Here is a 17,718-nt window from a genome sequence, read left to right as displayed (position 1 = left end):
TAGAGGAATTGCCACAAGATACGATAAGCTAAAACGTAACTATCAAAGCGCTGTTGCTTTAGCTTGTATATTTATATGGTTGCCTCTTTAGCTCAATTTATCGGCTGTAAATGTCAACACACCCTAAAAAAGCCCATCACTGATGGGCTTTTTTATTTTACTCATATTTGACGATTATTTTGCCTTGATGGTGTAACAAGGGGCCAACTCTAAAGAGATATCACCACCGCTTAACTTCGCCGTTTGAGCCGCAGCAGTATCATTTGGATTTTTTAAGCTATAAATATAACTAAAGCTGGCCAAACTATTCCCCCACTTCACCACTTTATTATCCGAATCCGTCAAAGCAACGCCAGATGGACGCGTGCCTGCATTGGCGTTAATCATATTGTGTAACTGCACTAAAGCACCGCCCACAACCATTGAGGTGTCCGCTGAAGTTTTCACACTTGAGTTCATTCCAATCAGCGCGCCATCAAGGGTATGGAAATATGGGTCAGCTAAAATCATACGAATCGAAATGGTATTTGGATTGATATTTCCTTCTGGTGTAAAGGTACGGGTTGTCGTTCCGATACGGTATTGCTGTACACCTTTGTCATCTTTCATTAACAGTGGATCGAGCACATCTTTTCCACTACAGCCTTCCGTCGCGTGTGTAGACAAATCGACAATTTGACTATCTTGACGAGTAAATACATCATCTGGCACGCCAGATTTTATATTTGTGCGAATATCACCATTACGGTCAATCACCACACCCAATTTCACTGTTTTGATCGAGGTATCGGTAAATTTAAAGGTTAAATCTGCATATAACGGGAAGATATAATTTTGTCCAGCAGCAACATTTTCAACAGACTTAAAGACTTTTTTGTCTAAATACGACAGCGGATAGAGCTTGTATAAATCCATCGTGCCTTTAAATTGCACTTGGTTAATGTTTTGCTCCCATAGGCCTAATTTTTTCTTATCATCGGCCGTCAGAACATAATCGTCTTTTTTACCCATCAAAGTTTTATATAAACTTCCACCCGTACCGACCACCATTTTGTCAGCAAGTAGCGTCCCTTGTTTAATAATCAGCGGACCAGAGTTTGCTTCTTCCGCATCAAAACGGAAACCCAGTATGCCAGGTTTATCAATTTGCTTTGTAAGCGGATCAATCCAATTGTCCTGCGGCGTTGCTGTTAAACGTGTTGGTCGTACCTGTGTCAAGAGCAAGACATTCACACCACCAATGGTACTCAACTGTTGATCAACTTTGCCCTTCCACTGTAAACCACTACCAAATGTCATGCCTTGGCGGTCCGTCATTAACATGAAATGACCGAATAAATTGACTTTTGAACTATCGGTCGGCAAACATTCATTTTTGTCACAGCCCACCAATCCATTTGAACCACTGGCATTGGTAATCACGCCATCAGTTGAAAATAACGCAAACTCAGGCTGATATACCGCAGCCGTTGAGATATTCATGAGTTTTGAAACTAAGGTAAATGCATTTTCATTGCTGACTTCGGACAGGTCTAGCCAAGGTGTAAACAGGTCATTAAATTCCGTATCTGAACTGATACTGAAATCTGCTGTCGCGACATTTCGAGTGATTTGATCAATCAAAACTTTATCTGCATTGTTGATATAAACCGCTTGGATGTCTGTAGCTGTAACTGCACTATTATTTTTCAATGCCAAGGCTTGAATGATTTTGGCTAAACGCATGGCCACTTTAACCGTTGCGTCGCTATTTGAAATCGTTGCAGCAGGTTTACCCGCGATGCCGGCAGCCAAATCCAATAAGGTCAAACGTGGGGGTGTCGTGCCACTGGCTACATTTGAAATTTGCTTCAAATCTACTTTACCCAAATCAATTCGACGTGATTTTTCACCTTGGACAAAGAAAGTTACCGTATCGCCAATCTTACAAGCACCTGTCGAAACACCTTCTTTTAGATCAAACAAGGTAATATAGGTATTTTTAACGTCGCTCGAACAATTAAAGTTCAGACCTTCAATTGGATAATCTAAAACAAACTCGACACAGCCTTCGGTATTACTTTTACAAGTACCATTAGTCGTACTGGTATCATAAATTTCAGGATTCACATTTGCACTTTCACCGCCACAGCCACTGAGCGCTGCAACCAATGCCGTTAAAGCAAACGGTAATAAAATTTTATTTTTCATCCTAATTCTCTTTCTTATGTCCTTAACGGATTGCTGTTAATTTAAGTTGGCCTTGATTGGTTAATACACGACCATCGACGTCAATTGCTGTTGCTAAAGGCGTTAAGAATAAATACTGGCTACCTTTAGGCACTTGAATCACGCCTTCTATTTTTTCATGGTAAAGATGATCCGCTTCACCTTGGTTATTTTTGAATCCACCTGCGCCTTCCATGACACATCCATTTTTGTCTAAAAATACCGCAAATGGCCAATAAAATGTAGGATTTTGTACTTTGGATGCAAATGAATGTATACGAATATTTTGTAATGGTGATTTTAGTTTTACGACTTCGTAGTCAAATTCGTCCGACAATGGTGCTCGAGGCCATAAATTAATATCTTGAGCCAAGTCGAGCTCTTTGGCTTTCTTCATTTTTTTATTCGAAAAACATTGCTGACCTAAACCTTGAATGGTGTCAGCTTGTGAGACTCGATAATACGATGTGGCCAAAGTGATCGGCCCTGTATCTTCGGGTTGATTGCGTTTAAATAAATTATCAATGACGGAGCGACTGACACCTTTTTCACGTTCAATGGTTTGCATCCGCGTTTGCCCCATCTTGCTGTCAATAACGCCTTCGGGCATGGTGTAAAAGCGCTTTTTGCCTTCTAAGTTAAACTCTTTATCTTCAAGATATTCATTATTGACATACTTTTCACCAGCCATGGTCGAAAAGCCTTGTTCTTGTTTTACCTTAGCCGCTTGTTTTGAAGGATTATTTTCTAAGTTTTCACCTGAAGATTGTACGGCTTTATCAGTGCTAACAACTTTCTCAGCAAGGATCTTTTTTTCGACGATAGGTTTATCTTTTTCAGCCTGAACTTTGGCCTGATACGGAGCACTAGGTTGGGTTAGCTCTGATTGCTGTAACTTTTCGGTCCATGTGGTTGAAGGTACAACTTTTGTTGAAGTACCTGACTCTTGTACTGATTTTTCAGATTTGGGAACGTTATCACCTGAGACCTCTTTAATTTTATCGACTGTGACAGCTTTATTATCATCCCGTTTTTCCGGCTCACGTGTACTTAAACGTTGAGACTTCAGTGATTCAACAGTCTGTGCTGTTGGACTCGTTTGACGTGTCATCGGTGTCTTGGTTTGAGACGGACTAATGCTTACAGATGGTTGAGTAATTTGTTGTACAGGTTGAGAGTCTATCGTTTTAGCAGTTGGACTTTCTTTAGGTTTCTTTGCTGGTTTTTCTTGCACTTGTACCACCATTGGGCGCCCATCTGGCCCAATAATGGTATGAAACGCTCCAGCGTTGGCATACGACACTTGCACCACAGACAGTGCAAGTAACGTTTTCATGAATAAAATCCTTTTCATTCTGTTTGCTTATCCTACCAACGAGTTCTGTAATTTAATCCTAGGATGGTGATTTTCGTATCGGTTTTTACATTCAGTCCAGCATATGGGTTTAAAAGTAAATTATTCACACCGGTTAAGTTTGCAAGACTACTAGTATTCGCTGGAATGTTATCTTTACTGCGTAAAAAGCCGATTGATAAATCTAAATCCGTATCTGCATCAAAACGATATCCAATCCCCATACCAAAGAGTTGCGCACCATTAATTGGTACCATGGTATTTCGCTTACCATCAGGAATAGAGGTACTCCTTGGTTCATAGCCTGCACGCAATTTCAAACGATCTGTTGCTGAATATTCAATACCAATACCCCAGTTCCAAGGCGACGTAAATTTCAAAGGTAAGGCCAAAGAATTATCGGTCACATTTTCAGATAATAATTTTGCAATTTTCAGCGCTGAAATTTGACGGTCGAATTCAAAACGGAATTTGTCCCAAGCACGATAATCGGTCCAGCCCACATCAAAATTGATTTGTAAATCAGGCATAACCTTATATTTGATCCCCGCCTGTACATGCTGTGGATATTCAAAATCCATCGAAACCAAACCCGACTCCGAGTTAGGCACGGCATTTGGGAAACCTAAAATTGCAGCTAAAATTTGACCTGTTGGTGATGACATTAATCCCTTAATCATCTCCTGAGGTGCTTTCGCATTTTGTATGCGATAACGACCTTTCATGCGCATTTTCGCTGCACTTTGGTACACCATACCAAAACTAAAATCTTCGCGTGGCTCCCACAAAACCCCTAAGTTGTAACTTGGGCTCAGTGACTGCTCTAAAGCCAATTCCATCTGACCAAATTTGCCAAATGGATTCATCCCTTCTTCGGTATTACACATCCCCAATAGCAAGATGTCGGTAATAATGTCCGAATTTTCCTTAAATGGTGTACAGACGACTTCATCAATCATCCTTAACATGCCGATCAATTCATTGGGAAATCGCAGGTCAGATTTCAATCCAATGGCTTGATAGGACATCCCCACACCACCACCAATCGATAGCTCATCACTGACTTGATAGCCTACTGTTGGCGATAGATAAGTAATACGCTCTAGAGCAACTTGTTGCCCCATGAAATTACCTGGGTTACCATTTTCAGCACCAAAACCCGCAATCAAAGGTGCATAAACAGCTGATGCGAATGTTGCTTTAGAACCCGGTGGATTGTAGGCAATCCCCATCGTTGGCGCGGCAATGGGTTGTCCAGCACCAAAATCCACCATCTTTTTTAAGACAGGTACATATAAGGATGCATATTCAACATCACCAGAAACCTTATCTTTAAAGTCCGTACAAATATCAGCCGTCACTTCAGGACCATCATTACAGACTAATGGATCATCTGAATAACCAAAAACGTTATAACCCGCAGGAACGGTAAATTCACGTTGAATATCAAAGTTTGCAATGATGCCCTGCATATCTGTTTGCAAACCTTCAATCTTAGTTAATGCTGCAGGGTTAAAATGTACTGCACTAATTCCTGGAGGATCCGCAGTTACTGCATTACCTAATGCAAGTGACCTTACATCAACTGAAAGGTTGGTACCCAATTGTGCAAAAGCAGCACTAGAACAGCCCGTTAAAACGATCGCACTAACAAGTGGGCTGAGTCGAATTTTACGCATACGACAGCCCTCTTAACGAAGTTTTTTTCCAAAACCTAGAATATCCAACGGGAAAGACAACCCTAATGACACATCTGGTGCATCTTCAGTTAAACCTAACCCCACCGTACCATTCACAATGGTCTCTGGAGATACACGTACACCTAAAGAAATCGCTAGAGTTGAACTGGTTTGGTCTGCAGGTGAATAGGATTCGCCACTGCTATACGTAAATTCTGCGCCGGTATTGAAACTTTGTTGATATGACATGGTGAGGGAAACATCGTAGTTAAACGAGTATGCAAAACCGAATGCAAAACCGCCACTAATCCCCGGTTCAAACTCTTCAATGACTCGCGAACCACGACGTTGGTTTAAGTCAGTTTCTTTGAAACCATAGTTTGCCGAGACGGATGCAAACAACACAACGGGATCAATATATTTACGTGTGCTGGCACCGATACCTGCAGAATAGTAACCTTTACCTGTTGCTAGATCATTTACAGCATTAATTTCGTATGGACTATCACCAGTTTTCGTGGACAAATTACCAAATAAAATAAGAGGCAAACGACCTTGCTTCAATGGGAAGGGTTCCCAACGTGCGCCTAAAGAAATATCCCCTAAACCCGCGGTTGAAGTATCTTTTAATAAATCAGTTTTCGCCACTAAAGGCACAGATGCAGAGAATGTCAAATTATCCATTACACCGTATTGCACGGTAAATGTATTGGTCATTGAGTGTGTTGCATTCTCTTGTACACGGAGTTGATAAAGTTGGCCTTGTGCCATTTCCATATCAAGTTGAGTATCACGGTAATAGGTATAATCGATATCGTAAAAAGATGATATTTCACCTTTTTTAATCAATGAATACTGACGTTCATTCGAGCTAAATACTTCCTGTAAGTTAGCTTCTTGACTTGCATCACCCTCTTGCTGTTGAAGTGCTGTCGATGCCTTTTCAGTGGCAGTAGCACTTTCTACTTGTGGTGCCTCAGCTTGTACTGGCTCTTCAACAGATTCATACTGTCCAATTTCTGGCTCGGCAGCAGCTTCTTGTGCAGTATCAGCTTGGGTTACAGCAGCAGGAGATACAGACTCTTCTACGACTGTCTCTTGTTCAACCGGATCATATTCTCCAAGGCTTGGTTCTTCAGCTGCATAGGCAACCCCCATCACCACCTGAATACTCATGGCTAGTAGTGTTTTGTTCATCCATTTACGATTCATGTTCCTTCCCACCGTTTTTATTTTTTTAATCCTGACGCTTTGTTATACGCATTCATCTAATTATTTACTCTTATAGTAAAGCCTTAGAAAGTTGTAATTCGATTTACCATATGACTCCGACTCTTCATTCATATTTTTATCAAGTCGTATCGTAGATGCCTTGTCCGCAATTTTTTCCATATAAAACTGCGGATATTGAATATCAACCAATGCATAACGGTTCACGGTTGCATCTTCAACATGTCGCAAGTCTGTATCTTGCAAAGCCAATAAATTTTTACGTTGCTCAGGTGCAACATTGATTAAGAATAAAGTATTGTTTTCCCATATTTCTTGAAAACGAACTTCATCGAAACTAATATTCCCAAGTGCTGGATCTGCAACAAAAACACGCCCATCTTTATAGGCTTTAAACACCACAAAATGTTTAAAACCAGCATATGAAATGGGAACAATCGCAGGCTGACCTTGCTTAACTAGATCTGAAAACTCCCCTTTGTAGCCCCCACTTTCTAGCCCGACAGCAGCGACAAAACGTTTCATGTCTAATAAGGAGAAACTTCGACGTTCGATAATTTTTTCAGTTTCACCAAATTTCAGCAAACCATTCATGGTCTGTTGCTCAGTCAGCTGTGTACCTACATAACCATTTAATAAAGTAGTTAAGGCCGCCGAACCACAACTGTAGTCGTAGGCTTGCCGAACGATGCCTCGAAATTGATCTTCTATGGCAGGTTTAATTTTTACAGATTCACGGTGCATCCGAGTAAAGGAATCATTTCGTGAATCCAATGTTTCGGTATAGTGAACTGTTCCGACTGGCTTTTCTTTTAAATCGAAGGACTCTTTGGCAAAGTAATACATCAATGCCGAGCCTACAGCTATCTCTAACATATCTTCTAACTTTTAGTTATCGGCAATGATGTGCCTTTTTTCATTATTTTTTAGAGCTAAAGCTCTACATCCATGTATTATGCAAGATACCTTTTTTTTTATAAAAAAACAGCATTTTTTTATGCTTTATTGGGTCATTCCGCACATTTTTGTAAAAAAAAGCGCGTGATCAACACGCGCCTTATTTTTTGTTCTAAATTACTTACTAGAAATTGTAATTACAGAACCTGGAGTATAAGCACCTAAAGAAGGGCTATAATATGTCTGCAAACCTTGAACCTCGATATCACCAATTGAACCAGCATCACGGCTACCTAAATGAACACCTCTCACATAGTTATCAATTGGTCCAGAGTTGCTTACCATTTGAATATAACCATTGTTTGTGCCATCTTTACCATACACACGTATATCCTGATTAATAGTTAAGTCATTTTCGCTAGCATCCACCACTTTGATGCTCTCAATGAAGATTTCACCCGCTGCACGGTTATCCGTACTTGTGCCATCTCCCAAACCTTTTTTAGTTGATGCATCAAGGATACCTAGATTTTTAATTTCTAAACCACCCACCATAGTTGTGCTGAGTTTGATCATTGCACCTTGTGGAGCAGCACCTAACTGAATATTTGCTGTCATCGAACCCGTTTTTAGAGAAAGGCCAGATAAAATTGCATTGTAGTTTGCATCTGTACCTCCAAGCTTACCACCACGGCGAATACCTGTTGTACCAACCGTACCAGATGCAGTTACACCAATTTCGCCAATATTAATATCTAAACCAGACACATCCGCTGCGATGTTAATGAATGCACCATTTGCACCTGTACCGGCATCAGTATCGATACGTAAATCAGCTAGATTACCAGTTTTTAAAAGATAAGCACCACCGTTTTCATAGTTTGCACCAATGATGATACCTTTGTTTTCTAAATCATCGCCCTTAATACCGTTACCTTTAATAACGATCGCACCAGCAGTACTTGTACCACCCTTAGCTGTATCCGTTAAACCGTCGTTATCGTGAATGAAAAGCTTTTCAATTTCAACTTTTGAAATACCAATCCCGATGTTAATACCATCTTGACCAGTGGTAGAACTAAGTGCAGCATCGTCCATTGCTTGCATAGCCATAGCATTCGCACTAAATGCGATTGAAGAAACTAGAGCTAATTTAGTGAAATTTTTCATACGGTACTCTCCCAAGAGTATTTATTTTTTTTGATTTTCAACCACTCGATTTATTCAGCTGTAATATTATTTTGTGACAACTGTTAAATCTTTCCTTGAGTTGTTTGCTCGCTCGATTAAATTATATCCAAGCTGAAATTTGTTCAACTGTCGTTGGTCGCAATCTAATTCTTACCGATAAACGGTATTTGCAAACCAAATGAATTAGGAATGGTATAAAATCCATTTTAGTCTTTAAATTTAATTTCTCTGTTGATGCAAAAACCGATTTCTTTTAAAAAATTTATTCTCAAACAAAATGTTAGTGCTCAAAATATTTTGCAAGCGCTTGTACCCTTGTCACATGTGATTTTTTTAGAAGATCAAAACCAACCTGTTATTTGCTTTTTGGCAAATCAATATCAGCAATTTAAGAATGATGAACTTAAAACTTATGTCCGTACCAATTTAGATCAATATGCGGAATGTGATACTCAGCCCTTGTCAGATATCTCCTTCCAAGATTTATGTTCAAAATTAGGCAGCGGGTTTTCTGGGGGCTGGGCTGGTTTTATTAGCTATGATTATGCAACGCAGCAACAGATTTCCTTGCACGCCAAAGCCCAACCTCGCTTGTTTTTAGGACAATTTTCCAGTTTTTTAAAATTAGAAGATGATGGTTGGTATTTTTATAGTTCTGATCATTCTGCAGCTAAGATTTACGACTACATTGATCACCTAATTCAAACCGAGATCGCTCAAGATCGATTTAAATTAACGCAAAAATGTACTGCAAGATGGTCCAAGTCAGACTACTCCAAAGCCTTTGATCTAGTGCAGGAATATATTAAGGCAGGCGATTGCTATCAAATTAATTTAACCCAAGAGTTCACAGCTCAAGCAAACGGTTCACTCTTAGATACCGCTCAAGAATTTTGGTCACTGACTGATGCACCATATTCAGGCTACTTACGTATTGATGATTTTGAAATTTTAAGTTGTTCGCCTGAACTTTTTATAGATTTTAAGCCTGAACGCAAGATTATTACTAAACCAATCAAGGGCACGATGCCTCGCTATGAAGATCCAGTTTTAGATGCGCACTCAAAACAACGGTTAAAATCATCTGAAAAAGACATGGCTGAGAATGTCATGATTGTCGATTTACTGCGTAATGATTTGAGTGTTTATGCTGAAACAGGCTCTGTAAAAACACCAAAACTTTTTGATATTGAAAGCTTTAATCAGGTGCATCACATGGTCAGTGAAGTTGAGGCCGTGCTGAAAACCGATGTAAACCCTTTTGAGGTTCTTATGTCAGCACTGCCGGGCGGTTCGATTACCGGCGCGCCTAAAATTCGCGCGATGCAAATCATTGATGAACTTGAAGGTGCTCCTCGCGGCGCCTATTGCGGCTCGATGGGTTATTTTAATCACGATGGCACGGGTTCTTGGAATATTTTAATCCGCTCTATTCAAAAATACCAAGATCAGGTTTCGCTGTGGGCAGGCGGCGGAATCACCATCGCATCTGATTGCGATGCTGAATATCAAGAATGTTTTGATAAAGTCGAAGCGATGCTGGATTTGTTAAATACGTGGTATACGCCAGATTAAACAAAAAAGCGATTCAATTGAATCGCTTTTTTATAACCCTCCCCTTGCGAAGCAGTGCTTCTCACCTTTTCGAAAGGAAGATTAGGGTAGATTTAAATTTATAGTAGCTTGCAGCAATCAAGCCAAAATATCGTTTTTAAGCGTATCCACAAGGCGCTGATTTTGTTCATCTGTACCAATGGTGATACGTAGGAATTGATTAATCCGCGGCTTATTGAAGTAACGCACAATAATCCCGCGTTCGCGTAATTCAGCAGCCAACTCACCTGCATCTTTATTTGGCAATGAGGCAAAAATAAAGTTTGCCGCAGACGGCAATACCTTAAAGCCCAGCTCAGACAGCTGCTCTACTAGTTTTTCACGGCTCGCAATCACTTTGGCATTTTGCGCTTCAAAATACGCTTGATCCTCAAATGACGCCACGGCTGCTGCAATCGCAAAACGGTCCATCGGATAAGAGTTAAAGCTGTTTTTTACCGCTTCAAGCGCTGCGATTAAATGCGGCTGCGCAATCGCGAAACCAACGCGCAAACCGGCAAGTGAACGCGACTTAGACGTCGTTTGACAAACCACAAGGTTTTCATATTTCGCAACCAAAGCCACAGTAGATTCCGCACCGAAATCGACATACGCTTCATCAATCACAACCACTGAATTTGGATTAGCTTGCAGGACTTCCTCAATTGCAGACAAACCTAAAGCAATGCTGGTTGGTGCATTCGGATTGGTAATGATGATGCCGCCATTCGGCTGTTTATAGTCATCCACAACTATTTCAAAGTCATCGTTCAGCGGCAAAATTTTAGTATTGGCAGCTATACCAAAAAATTGGCTATATACCGGATAAAAACTGTAGGTAATATCTGGATACAGAACCGGCAGTTCTTGCACAAAAAAGGCTTTAAAAATATGCGCCAGCACCTCATCCGAACCATTACCAACAAAGACCTGTTCAACAGGCACATGCTGCTGTTTTGCAATCGCTTGCTTTAACTCAGACGCATCTGGATCTGGATATAAACGTAAAACATCAGCAGAATTTGCCAACACTTTTTGAACTGCTTCCACCACTTTTGGCGATGGCGGATACGGGTTTTCATTGGTATTGAGTTTTAAAATATTTTGGATTTTAGGCTGTTCACCCGGTGTGTACGGCTCTAATTCACGTACATCAGGACTCCAAAAACGCATTTGTTCAGCGGTAATATTTGGCATTTTATTTTGCTCTTTCTCACCCTCTCCTAACCTCTCTTGCACTTCGCTTTAAAGGAATCCTTAAAGCTCGTTCAGGGAGAGGAATATTCATTTTATGAGATTTCCCCTCTCCTGAAAGGAGAGGGTTAGGGAAAGGTTTATAGTTTTGGAAAACTAAGTTTTTCACCTAGTCTATATTTTCTTACTGATAACGATAGCGTGCTGAACGCGCATGCGCATCTAAGTTTTCCTGCTCCGCTAATGTATCAGCCGTTTTCGCTAAACTTTTCACACCATCTTCAGAGCACATAATTAAACTTGAGCGCTTTTGGAAATCATATACACCAAGCGGTGATGAAAAACGCGCTGTGCCCGAAGTAGGCAACACGTGGTTTGGACCTGCACAGTAATCACCAATCGCTTCAGGCGTATATCGACCCATAAAAATTGCACCGGCATGGCGGATATCTTCAGCCATTTCCTGCGCTTGATCTAAGCACAGCATCAAATGTTCAGGCGCAACCTGGTTAATCAATTCAGCGCCTTCAGCACGGTCTTTGACTAAAACCAATGCACCACGGTTTTCAATTGAAGTGCGCGCGATATCTGCTTTAGGCAAAGCTTCTAAATGCTTTTCAATCCATTGCTCTACTTGATCTAAAAGATCCGCATCTGGCGTAATGAACACCGCTTGAGCCACAGTGTCATGTTCCGCTTGAGACAACAAATCCATCGCCAGCCATTCAGCGTTATTTTGACCTTCTGCATAGACCAAAATTTCGGATGGCCCTGCAATCATATCAATGCCAACTTGACCAAATACTGCACGTTTTGCTGCCGCAACAAAACGGTTGCCCGGGCCAGTGATTTTATCCACAGATGGAATGGTTTGTGTACCATAAGCCAATGCTGCAACCGCTTGCGCGCCGCCAATAGTAAAAACACGGTGTACGCCGGCCAAATAAGCTGCTGCCAAAACCAATGGATTTAAATCGCCATTCGGCGCAGGCACCACCATAATAATTTCAGGCACGCCAGCAACATGCGCAGGTACAGCATTCATCAATACAGAAGACGGATAAGAAGCTAAACCGCCCGGCACATAGATACCTACACGGTCCAGCGGTGTGACTTTTTGACCAAGGGTATTTCCTAAAGCATCGACATAAGTCCAGCCGTCTTGCTTTTGTGCTTGGTGAAATTCACGAACACGGTTCGCAGCAAGTTCTAAGGCTTCACGCACTTCTGAACTTAAACCATCAAATGCTGCTTTCAGCTGTTCTTGTGTCAGCTCTAATTCTGAGAATTGATGCGCTGGATGTCGATCGAACTGCTGTGTCAATTTAAGAACATGAGCATCACCATGCTGACGAACATCAGCAATGATTTGATCAACGGTTTTTAAAAGTTCTGGATCATTCACAGTTTCAAAAGCCAACAAGTCAGCAAAAGCTTGCTTGAAGTTTTGATCTTGAGTCGATAAACGTCGCATCAATTTACCCACAAGGTAATCTATTGGAAAAGATTAGTTTACCTGTTTTAGCGCAGCTTGTGGATATCTATCGCATGTGTTCATGTGGAGTTTTATTGAAAATAACTTTCGTTAAAATTGGTGAAAATACAGTTTTATCATTATTTTTCAGTTTTCATAAAAAAACCGCCCAGATTTGAGCGGTCTGATCAGCATAGCGCTACGAATTTAACGACTTATGCTTTTTTTGTTTGCTCACGTTCTTCCACGGCTTTTTCTAGCTGCGCAAGAATCGGGTTCAACAAAGTTTGTTTACGTTTAAAGCTTGCCTTGTTCACGATTAAACGTGAAGACACTTTACAGATTTCTTCCAAAGGCTCTAAACCATTGGCACGTAAAGTATTCCCGGTATCCACAACATCGACGATGTAATCACCTAAACCAACCAATGGTGCAAGTTCCATAGAACCATACAGTTTGATCACATCAACTTGCTCGCCTAAGCTTGCATAATATTGACGGGTCAAATTCACGTACTTGGTTGCAATCTTTAAACGACCTTTCGGACGAACCATGCCGACTTTACCAGCCGTCATTAACTTACAGTTGGCAATTTTTAAGTCCAATGGTTCATACACATTTTGTGCACCATGCTCCATCAGTACATCTTTACCTGCCACCCCAATATCTGCAGCACCATTTTCAACATAAGTTGGTACATCAGAAGCACGTAAAATTAAAATACGTACGTGCTTATGGGTCGTTGGAAAAATTAACTTACGAGATTTATCCGGATCTTCCAATAAGTTAATGCCAGCCGTTTCCAACAATGGCAAAGTTTCTTTTAAGATACGTCCCTTACTTAATGCTAAAGTTAAACCATGATCAAAATTGCCCATTACGTCAAAATTGGGATCATCGTTTCTCATATCGCTCATTAACTTACTCGCTTAATTTGGGCACCTAAACCTTGTAACTTCGCTTCAACATCTTCATAACCACGGTCAATATGATAGATACGGTCAATCAACGTTTCCCCATCAGCGGCAAGTGCTGCTAAAACCAATGAGAAAGAAGCTCGTAAATCAGTTGCCATCACTGGTGCAGCAGATAATTTCTCTACTCCTGTAACAACAGCATCATTACCTTCAACCTGAATATTGGCACCCATACGTGCTAATTCAGGTACATGCATGAAACGGTTTTCGAAAATCGTTTCTGAAATTGTGGCAAAACCACGACCAATTGCATTCACCGCCATAAGCTGTGCTTGCATATCGGTTGGAAATTCTGGGTGTGGTAAAGTTTGGAAACTTACTGCTTTCGGGCGTTTACCCATCATATCCAGTTCAATCCAATCTTCACCGCGCGTAACTTCCGCACCCATTTCTTCAAATTTATCTAGCACAGACTCCAACAAGTTTGGATCAGTATGCGTAGTTTTGATTTTACCACCTGTGATCGCTGCAGCAGCTAGATAAGAACCTGTCTCGATACGATCTGCAACAACGGCATATTCACAGCCATGTAAGCTTTCAACACCTGTAACAACCAAAGTATCTGTGTCTAAACCTTCGATTTTTGCACCCATCTTGATCAACATATTAGCAAGATCAGTAATCTCGGGTTCACGAGCCGCGTTACGAATCGTGGTGACACCGTCTGCAAGAACCGCAGCAGTTAGAATATTTTCAGTACCACCAACTGTGACCATATCAAAGACAACTTCGCCACCTTTTAGACGACCATCAACTTTGGCATGCACATAGCCAGCCTCAACTTCAATTTCAGCACCAAGTGCTTCTAAAGCTTTTAAATGTTGATCTACAGGGCGTGAACCAATTGCACATCCACCCGGCAAAGACACTTTTGCACTACCATAGCGCGCCAATAACGGCCCAAGCACCAAAATAGATGCACGCATGGTTTTCACGAGTTCATATGGTGCAAATTGGTTATCTAAGCTAGAAGTATCTGCCTTAACCGTATCACCTTCATAACTGATTTGAACACCTAAACCTGCGATCAATTTCACTAAGGTGTTCACATCTTTTAGATTTGGAACATTGGTTAATGTAATAGGTGTATCAGCAAGGATAGTTGCAGCGAGTAATGGCAATGCAGCATTTTTCGCACCAGAAATACGAACTTCACCTTCGAGCTTAGTACCGCCCTGAATCAGAAATTTATCCATTAATTATTAAGCTCCGAATAAGCTTGCTTTGCGCCATTCTTCTTTGGTCATTGCACGAATTGTTACTGCATGTACTTCACCGCTGGCAATGTAGGAGTTCAAAGGTGCATAAACAGATTGTTGACGAGCAACAGGACGTTTCCCTTCAAATTGATCATCGACGATGCGTAAATCATATTTGCCGTCTTGCCCACTAACTGCAACCTCAGCTTCTGGAAAAGCAGCTTTTAAAATTTCAGTGAGCTGTTCACTATTCATCACAAGACCCCATATAGGACTAACGGTGTAAAACCCGTCATTTTACTATAAATCTAAAAAATAATTCATTAGTCACATACATTATATATATAAAAAAAGAGGTTATAAAAAACCTCTTTTTGTACAATTTACAATCTAAACCGTTAAAGGCATATAAATGAGCTGCATTTTTCGATGTTTATGTAATTGTTTTTTTAATTTTTCAGACAATTTTTTGATCGAGGTATACATATCATCAGCGCACGCTTGCGCAAAAAGTTCTGTCCCAGGTAATCGTATAATCGCTTCCGCAATATGATTATCACTACCTTTTTTTGAACGTTTATCAACCTGATGATCTTTAGTCAGTTTGACTTGCATACTATTGACCTGATCTAAATGTTTGGTCATTTCCGCAAATTTAAGACGAATATTTTCTTCTATTGCTGGCGTAATTGTTAAATGATGGCCACGAATTGTAATCTGCATAATTCTATCCCTCACCTTCTTTCAGGACTGGAAAAGTTCAAGCCGAATCATCCAACTCAATATGCGAAGCATACATTTACACAATCAGATCATTTCGGCCATTCCTTATAAAAAAAGAGATTCATTATTTCGTCATAATGAACCTCTAGAATAGTCAGATTTTCAAATTTAGATCAACACTTTTCGCTCTGAAGATGATGGAATATGTAACGATTCACGATACTTCGCAACTGTACGACGAGCAACATCAATACCTTCTGCATTAAGCAAAACTGCAATTGCATTATCAGACAAAGGCTTACGTGTATTTTCTTCTGCAATCAACTTTTTAATTTTTGCACGAATTGCCGTCGAAGACGCTTCCCCACCAGACGATGTTCCAACATGACTTGAGAAGAAATATTTCAACTCAAATAATCCACGTGGTGTGAGCATATATTTATTTGTGGTTACACGGGAAACTGTGGATTCATGGAGTTCAACTTCTTCCGCAATATCTCGCAGGACCAAAGGCTTCATTGCCTCAGGCCCTTGTTCAAAGAACGCTCGTTGATGCTCCACAATACAGGTTGCCACTTTTAATAAAGTTTTATGTCGTTCATCAATGCTTTTAATGAAATTCTTAGCTTCAAGCATTTGATTACGTAAATATTGATTATCGTCACTTTGATCTGCACGCTTGATCATATTGGCATAGAAAGAATTCACTCGTAGCTTTGGCATTACATCAGGATTTAACTGTACCAACCAATGTTCATTCTTTTTTAGCACCACTACATCTGGAATTTGATAGTCTGAATCTTTATCTTCAAACTCTTGCCCTGGATGTGCTTTTAATGTTTTTAACAAACAAATGGCTAGTTTAAGTTGTTCCGTATTTAAACCCGTTTGCTTAATTAACTTAGGTAATTCATTGGTAATCAGCAACTCATAATTTTTCAATAATAAAATAGCTTCATATCGATATTCGACATGTTCAGGAAGATTTTCAACTTGTACCATTAAACATTCAGCGAGATTACGTGAACCTACACCTAAAGGATCTAGACGCTGAATATGCTTTAAAACCACCAAAACTTCGTCATCTTCGACTTCTTCTTCATAATCCATAGAATCTAAAAGATGCTGAACAGATTGGGTAATTTCATTTAAGTCACAATCTAAAAAACCTTTGTTATCTAAAGCATCGATAATACAGTGTGCAATTAGTTTATCGATCACAGAAAAGTGTAAAAGATTAACTTGCTCAAGCATATGTGCTTGTAAACTTTGATGCCCCTGCCGATTATCTTCGCGCTCTTCAAATTCAGCAGCACCTAAACTTGTAGGTTGATGCGTATAAACATCATCCCACTCCGTATCTACCGGTAACTCATCAGGCAAATGATCGGCATTTAATTCATTGGTTAAGTCTTTATTTTCCCTTTCTTGTTCTTGTAAGCTATTTAAACTTTCAACGGTATTTTGTTCTTCAACTTTCTCTAATAGAGGATTACTGTCGAGTTGGATTTGAATTTCTTGTTCCAATTCCAAACTTGAAAGCTGTAATAAACGAATGGCTTGTTGTAATTGAGGTGTTAATGATAAGGAATTGGCAACCTTTAACCCCATCGCTAATTTCATTAATAACTCCCCCTATAATTAACCGCACTTTATAAGCAATTTTTATGCCGTTTTATTTTTTATAGCATAATTTTGAACAGAACGCCCGATTTTTTGTCTTTTTTAGACACATTATTCGGCTAATTTATTCTTTTATTAGGAACAATTCGCCTTATAAATGAATTATTTAATTAGATATATTATTAATTTCACTCTATTTTCCTTTTCACCACACATAAAAAAACACCCCCAACGATTAAGTTGGGGGTGTTTTCGAATAATGAGCTGGCGATGACTTACTCTCACATGGGTAACCCCACACTACCATCAGCGCTAAGAGGTTTCACTTCTGAGTTCGGGAAGGGATCAGGTGGTTCACTCTTGCTATTGTCGCCAG

General features: G+C 40.1%; 14 protein-coding genes, 1 rRNA gene and 1 pseudogene. 2 read left to right on the top strand and 14 right to left on the bottom strand.

Annotated features, from left to right (window positions below):
* Positions 1 to 91 (top strand): annotated as a pseudogene (locus tag FTT88_RS15335) (IS5/IS1182 family transposase); the annotation flags it as partial.
* An 83-nt stretch (positions 92 to 174) separates the two neighbouring features.
* Here FTT88_RS15335 and FTT88_RS15330 read toward each other — a convergent pair.
* The 6 genes from FTT88_RS15330 to FTT88_RS15305 all read right to left on the bottom strand — a co-directional run bounded on the left by FTT88_RS15330 (position 175) and on the right by FTT88_RS15305 (position 8,538).
* Positions 175 to 2,190, bottom strand: coding sequence for a hypothetical protein (locus tag FTT88_RS15330; RefSeq protein WP_180005459.1), 2,016 nt, complete (start codon positions 2,188 to 2,190; stop codon positions 175 to 177).
* Between the two features lie 22 nt (positions 2,191 to 2,212).
* Positions 2,213 to 3,544 (bottom strand): putative pilus assembly protein FilE, encoded by a 1,332-nt coding sequence (gene filE / locus FTT88_RS15325; protein WP_257223148.1) that lies wholly within the window; start codon positions 3,542 to 3,544, stop codon positions 2,213 to 2,215.
* Positions 3,545 to 3,576: 32 nt separating this feature from the next.
* The gene (locus FTT88_RS15320; RefSeq protein ID WP_180005461.1) at positions 3,577 to 5,241 is read right to left on the bottom strand and encodes an OmpP1/FadL family transporter; all 1,665 of its coding nucleotides are present in this window, start codon (positions 5,239 to 5,241) and stop codon (positions 3,577 to 3,579) included.
* A 12-nt stretch (positions 5,242 to 5,253) separates the two neighbouring features.
* Positions 5,254 to 6,453, bottom strand: coding sequence for a hypothetical protein (locus FTT88_RS15315; protein ID WP_180005462.1), 1,200 nt, complete (start codon positions 6,451 to 6,453; stop codon positions 5,254 to 5,256).
* A 60-nt stretch (positions 6,454 to 6,513) separates the two neighbouring features.
* Positions 6,514 to 7,347 carry a C39 family peptidase gene (locus FTT88_RS15310; RefSeq protein ID WP_180005463.1) on the bottom strand — a complete coding sequence of 278 codons (834 nt, stop codon included), beginning with the start codon at positions 7,345 to 7,347 and terminating at the stop codon, positions 6,514 to 6,516.
* 198 nt (positions 7,348 to 7,545) lie between these two features.
* The gene (locus FTT88_RS15305) at positions 7,546 to 8,538 is read right to left on the bottom strand and encodes a DUF6160 family protein (RefSeq protein WP_180174079.1); all 993 of its coding nucleotides are present in this window, start codon (positions 8,536 to 8,538) and stop codon (positions 7,546 to 7,548) included.
* A gap of 255 nt (positions 8,539 to 8,793) precedes the next feature.
* Between FTT88_RS15305 and FTT88_RS15300 the strand changes: the two genes are divergently transcribed.
* Positions 8,794 to 10,134: an anthranilate synthase component I family protein gene (locus tag FTT88_RS15300; protein WP_180005465.1), complete on the top strand. Its 1,341-nt coding sequence runs from the start codon at positions 8,794 to 8,796 to the stop codon at positions 10,132 to 10,134.
* A 117-nt stretch (positions 10,135 to 10,251) separates the two neighbouring features.
* Here the strand turns inward: FTT88_RS15300 and hisC are convergent, their stop codons facing one another.
* The 8 genes from hisC to rrf form a co-directional block, all read right to left on the bottom strand.
* Positions 10,252 to 11,349: a histidinol-phosphate transaminase gene (gene hisC / locus FTT88_RS15295; RefSeq protein WP_180005466.1), complete on the bottom strand. Its 1,098-nt coding sequence runs from the start codon at positions 11,347 to 11,349 to the stop codon at positions 10,252 to 10,254.
* Positions 11,350 to 11,530: 181 nt separating this feature from the next.
* Entirely contained in the window at positions 11,531 to 12,832 is a 1,302-nt protein-coding gene (gene hisD / locus FTT88_RS15290; protein WP_180005467.1) for a histidinol dehydrogenase, read from the bottom strand.
* Between the two features lie 203 nt (positions 12,833 to 13,035).
* A complete protein-coding gene (gene hisG, locus FTT88_RS15285; protein WP_168378495.1) occupies positions 13,036 to 13,737 on the bottom strand; it encodes an ATP phosphoribosyltransferase in 702 nt (233 codons plus the stop codon).
* Positions 13,737 to 14,993 carry a UDP-N-acetylglucosamine 1-carboxyvinyltransferase gene (murA, locus tag FTT88_RS15280; RefSeq protein ID WP_078191193.1) on the bottom strand — a complete coding sequence of 419 codons (1,257 nt, stop codon included), beginning with the start codon at positions 14,991 to 14,993 and terminating at the stop codon, positions 13,737 to 13,739. The genes hisG and murA overlap by 1 nt, the downstream gene beginning before the upstream one ends.
* Positions 14,994 to 14,999: 6 nt before the next feature.
* Complete coding sequence (ibaG, locus tag FTT88_RS15275) at positions 15,000 to 15,251, bottom strand: BolA family iron metabolism protein IbaG (protein ID WP_168378494.1); 252 nt, start codon at positions 15,249 to 15,251, stop codon at positions 15,000 to 15,002.
* A gap of 135 nt (positions 15,252 to 15,386) precedes the next feature.
* The gene (gene hpf, locus FTT88_RS15270) at positions 15,387 to 15,719 is read right to left on the bottom strand and encodes a ribosome hibernation-promoting factor, HPF/YfiA family (protein WP_078191195.1); all 333 of its coding nucleotides are present in this window, start codon (positions 15,717 to 15,719) and stop codon (positions 15,387 to 15,389) included.
* A 168-nt stretch (positions 15,720 to 15,887) separates the two neighbouring features.
* On the bottom strand, positions 15,888 to 17,342 hold the full coding sequence (locus tag FTT88_RS15265) for an RNA polymerase factor sigma-54 (RefSeq protein ID WP_180005468.1): 1,455 nt from the start codon (positions 17,340 to 17,342) through the stop codon (positions 15,888 to 15,890).
* Positions 17,343 to 17,604: 262 nt separating this feature from the next.
* Positions 17,605 to 17,718 (bottom strand): 5S ribosomal RNA (gene rrf, locus FTT88_RS15260); the annotation flags it as partial.

It is taken from the genome of Acinetobacter sp. YH01024 (genome assembly GCF_013420195.1).
In the GTDB taxonomy this organism is placed as follows: domain Bacteria; phylum Pseudomonadota; class Gammaproteobacteria; order Pseudomonadales; family Moraxellaceae; genus Acinetobacter; species Acinetobacter amyesii.
Note: the sequence above shows the minus strand (reverse complement) of the source record. Positions and strands in the feature narration are given on the sequence as shown.

Coding starts and splice junctions, on each gene's coding strand:
- FTT88_RS15330 (WP_180005459.1), bottom strand. CDS start 2,190: ATGAAAAATAAAATTTTATTACCGTTTGCTTTAACGGCATTGGTTGCA.
- filE (WP_257223148.1), bottom strand. CDS start 3,544: ATGAAAACGTTACTTGCACTGTCTGTGGTGCAAGTGTCGTATGCCAAC.
- FTT88_RS15320 (WP_180005461.1), bottom strand. CDS start 5,241: ATGCGTAAAATTCGACTCAGCCCACTTGTTAGTGCGATCGTTTTAACG.
- FTT88_RS15315 (WP_180005462.1), bottom strand. CDS start 6,453: ATGAATCGTAAATGGATGAACAAAACACTACTAGCCATGAGTATTCAG.
- FTT88_RS15310 (WP_180005463.1), bottom strand. CDS start 7,347: ATGTTAGAGATAGCTGTAGGCTCGGCATTGATGTATTACTTTGCCAAA.
- FTT88_RS15305 (WP_180174079.1), bottom strand. CDS start 8,538: ATGAAAAATTTCACTAAATTAGCTCTAGTTTCTTCAATCGCATTTAGT.
- FTT88_RS15300 (WP_180005465.1), top strand. CDS start 8,794: ATGCAAAAACCGATTTCTTTTAAAAAATTTATTCTCAAACAAAATGTT.
- hisC (WP_180005466.1), bottom strand. CDS start 11,349: ATGCCAAATATTACCGCTGAACAAATGCGTTTTTGGAGTCCTGATGTA.
- hisG (WP_168378495.1), bottom strand. CDS start 13,737: ATGAGCGATATGAGAAACGATGATCCCAATTTTGACGTAATGGGCAAT.
- murA (WP_078191193.1), bottom strand. CDS start 14,993: ATGGATAAATTTCTGATTCAGGGCGGTACTAAGCTCGAAGGTGAAGTT.
- ibaG (WP_168378494.1), bottom strand. CDS start 15,251: ATGAATAGTGAACAGCTCACTGAAATTTTAAAAGCTGCTTTTCCAGAA.
- hpf (WP_078191195.1), bottom strand. CDS start 15,719: ATGCAGATTACAATTCGTGGCCATCATTTAACAATTACGCCAGCAATA.
- FTT88_RS15265 (WP_180005468.1), bottom strand. CDS start 17,342: ATGAAATTAGCGATGGGGTTAAAGGTTGCCAATTCCTTATCATTAACA.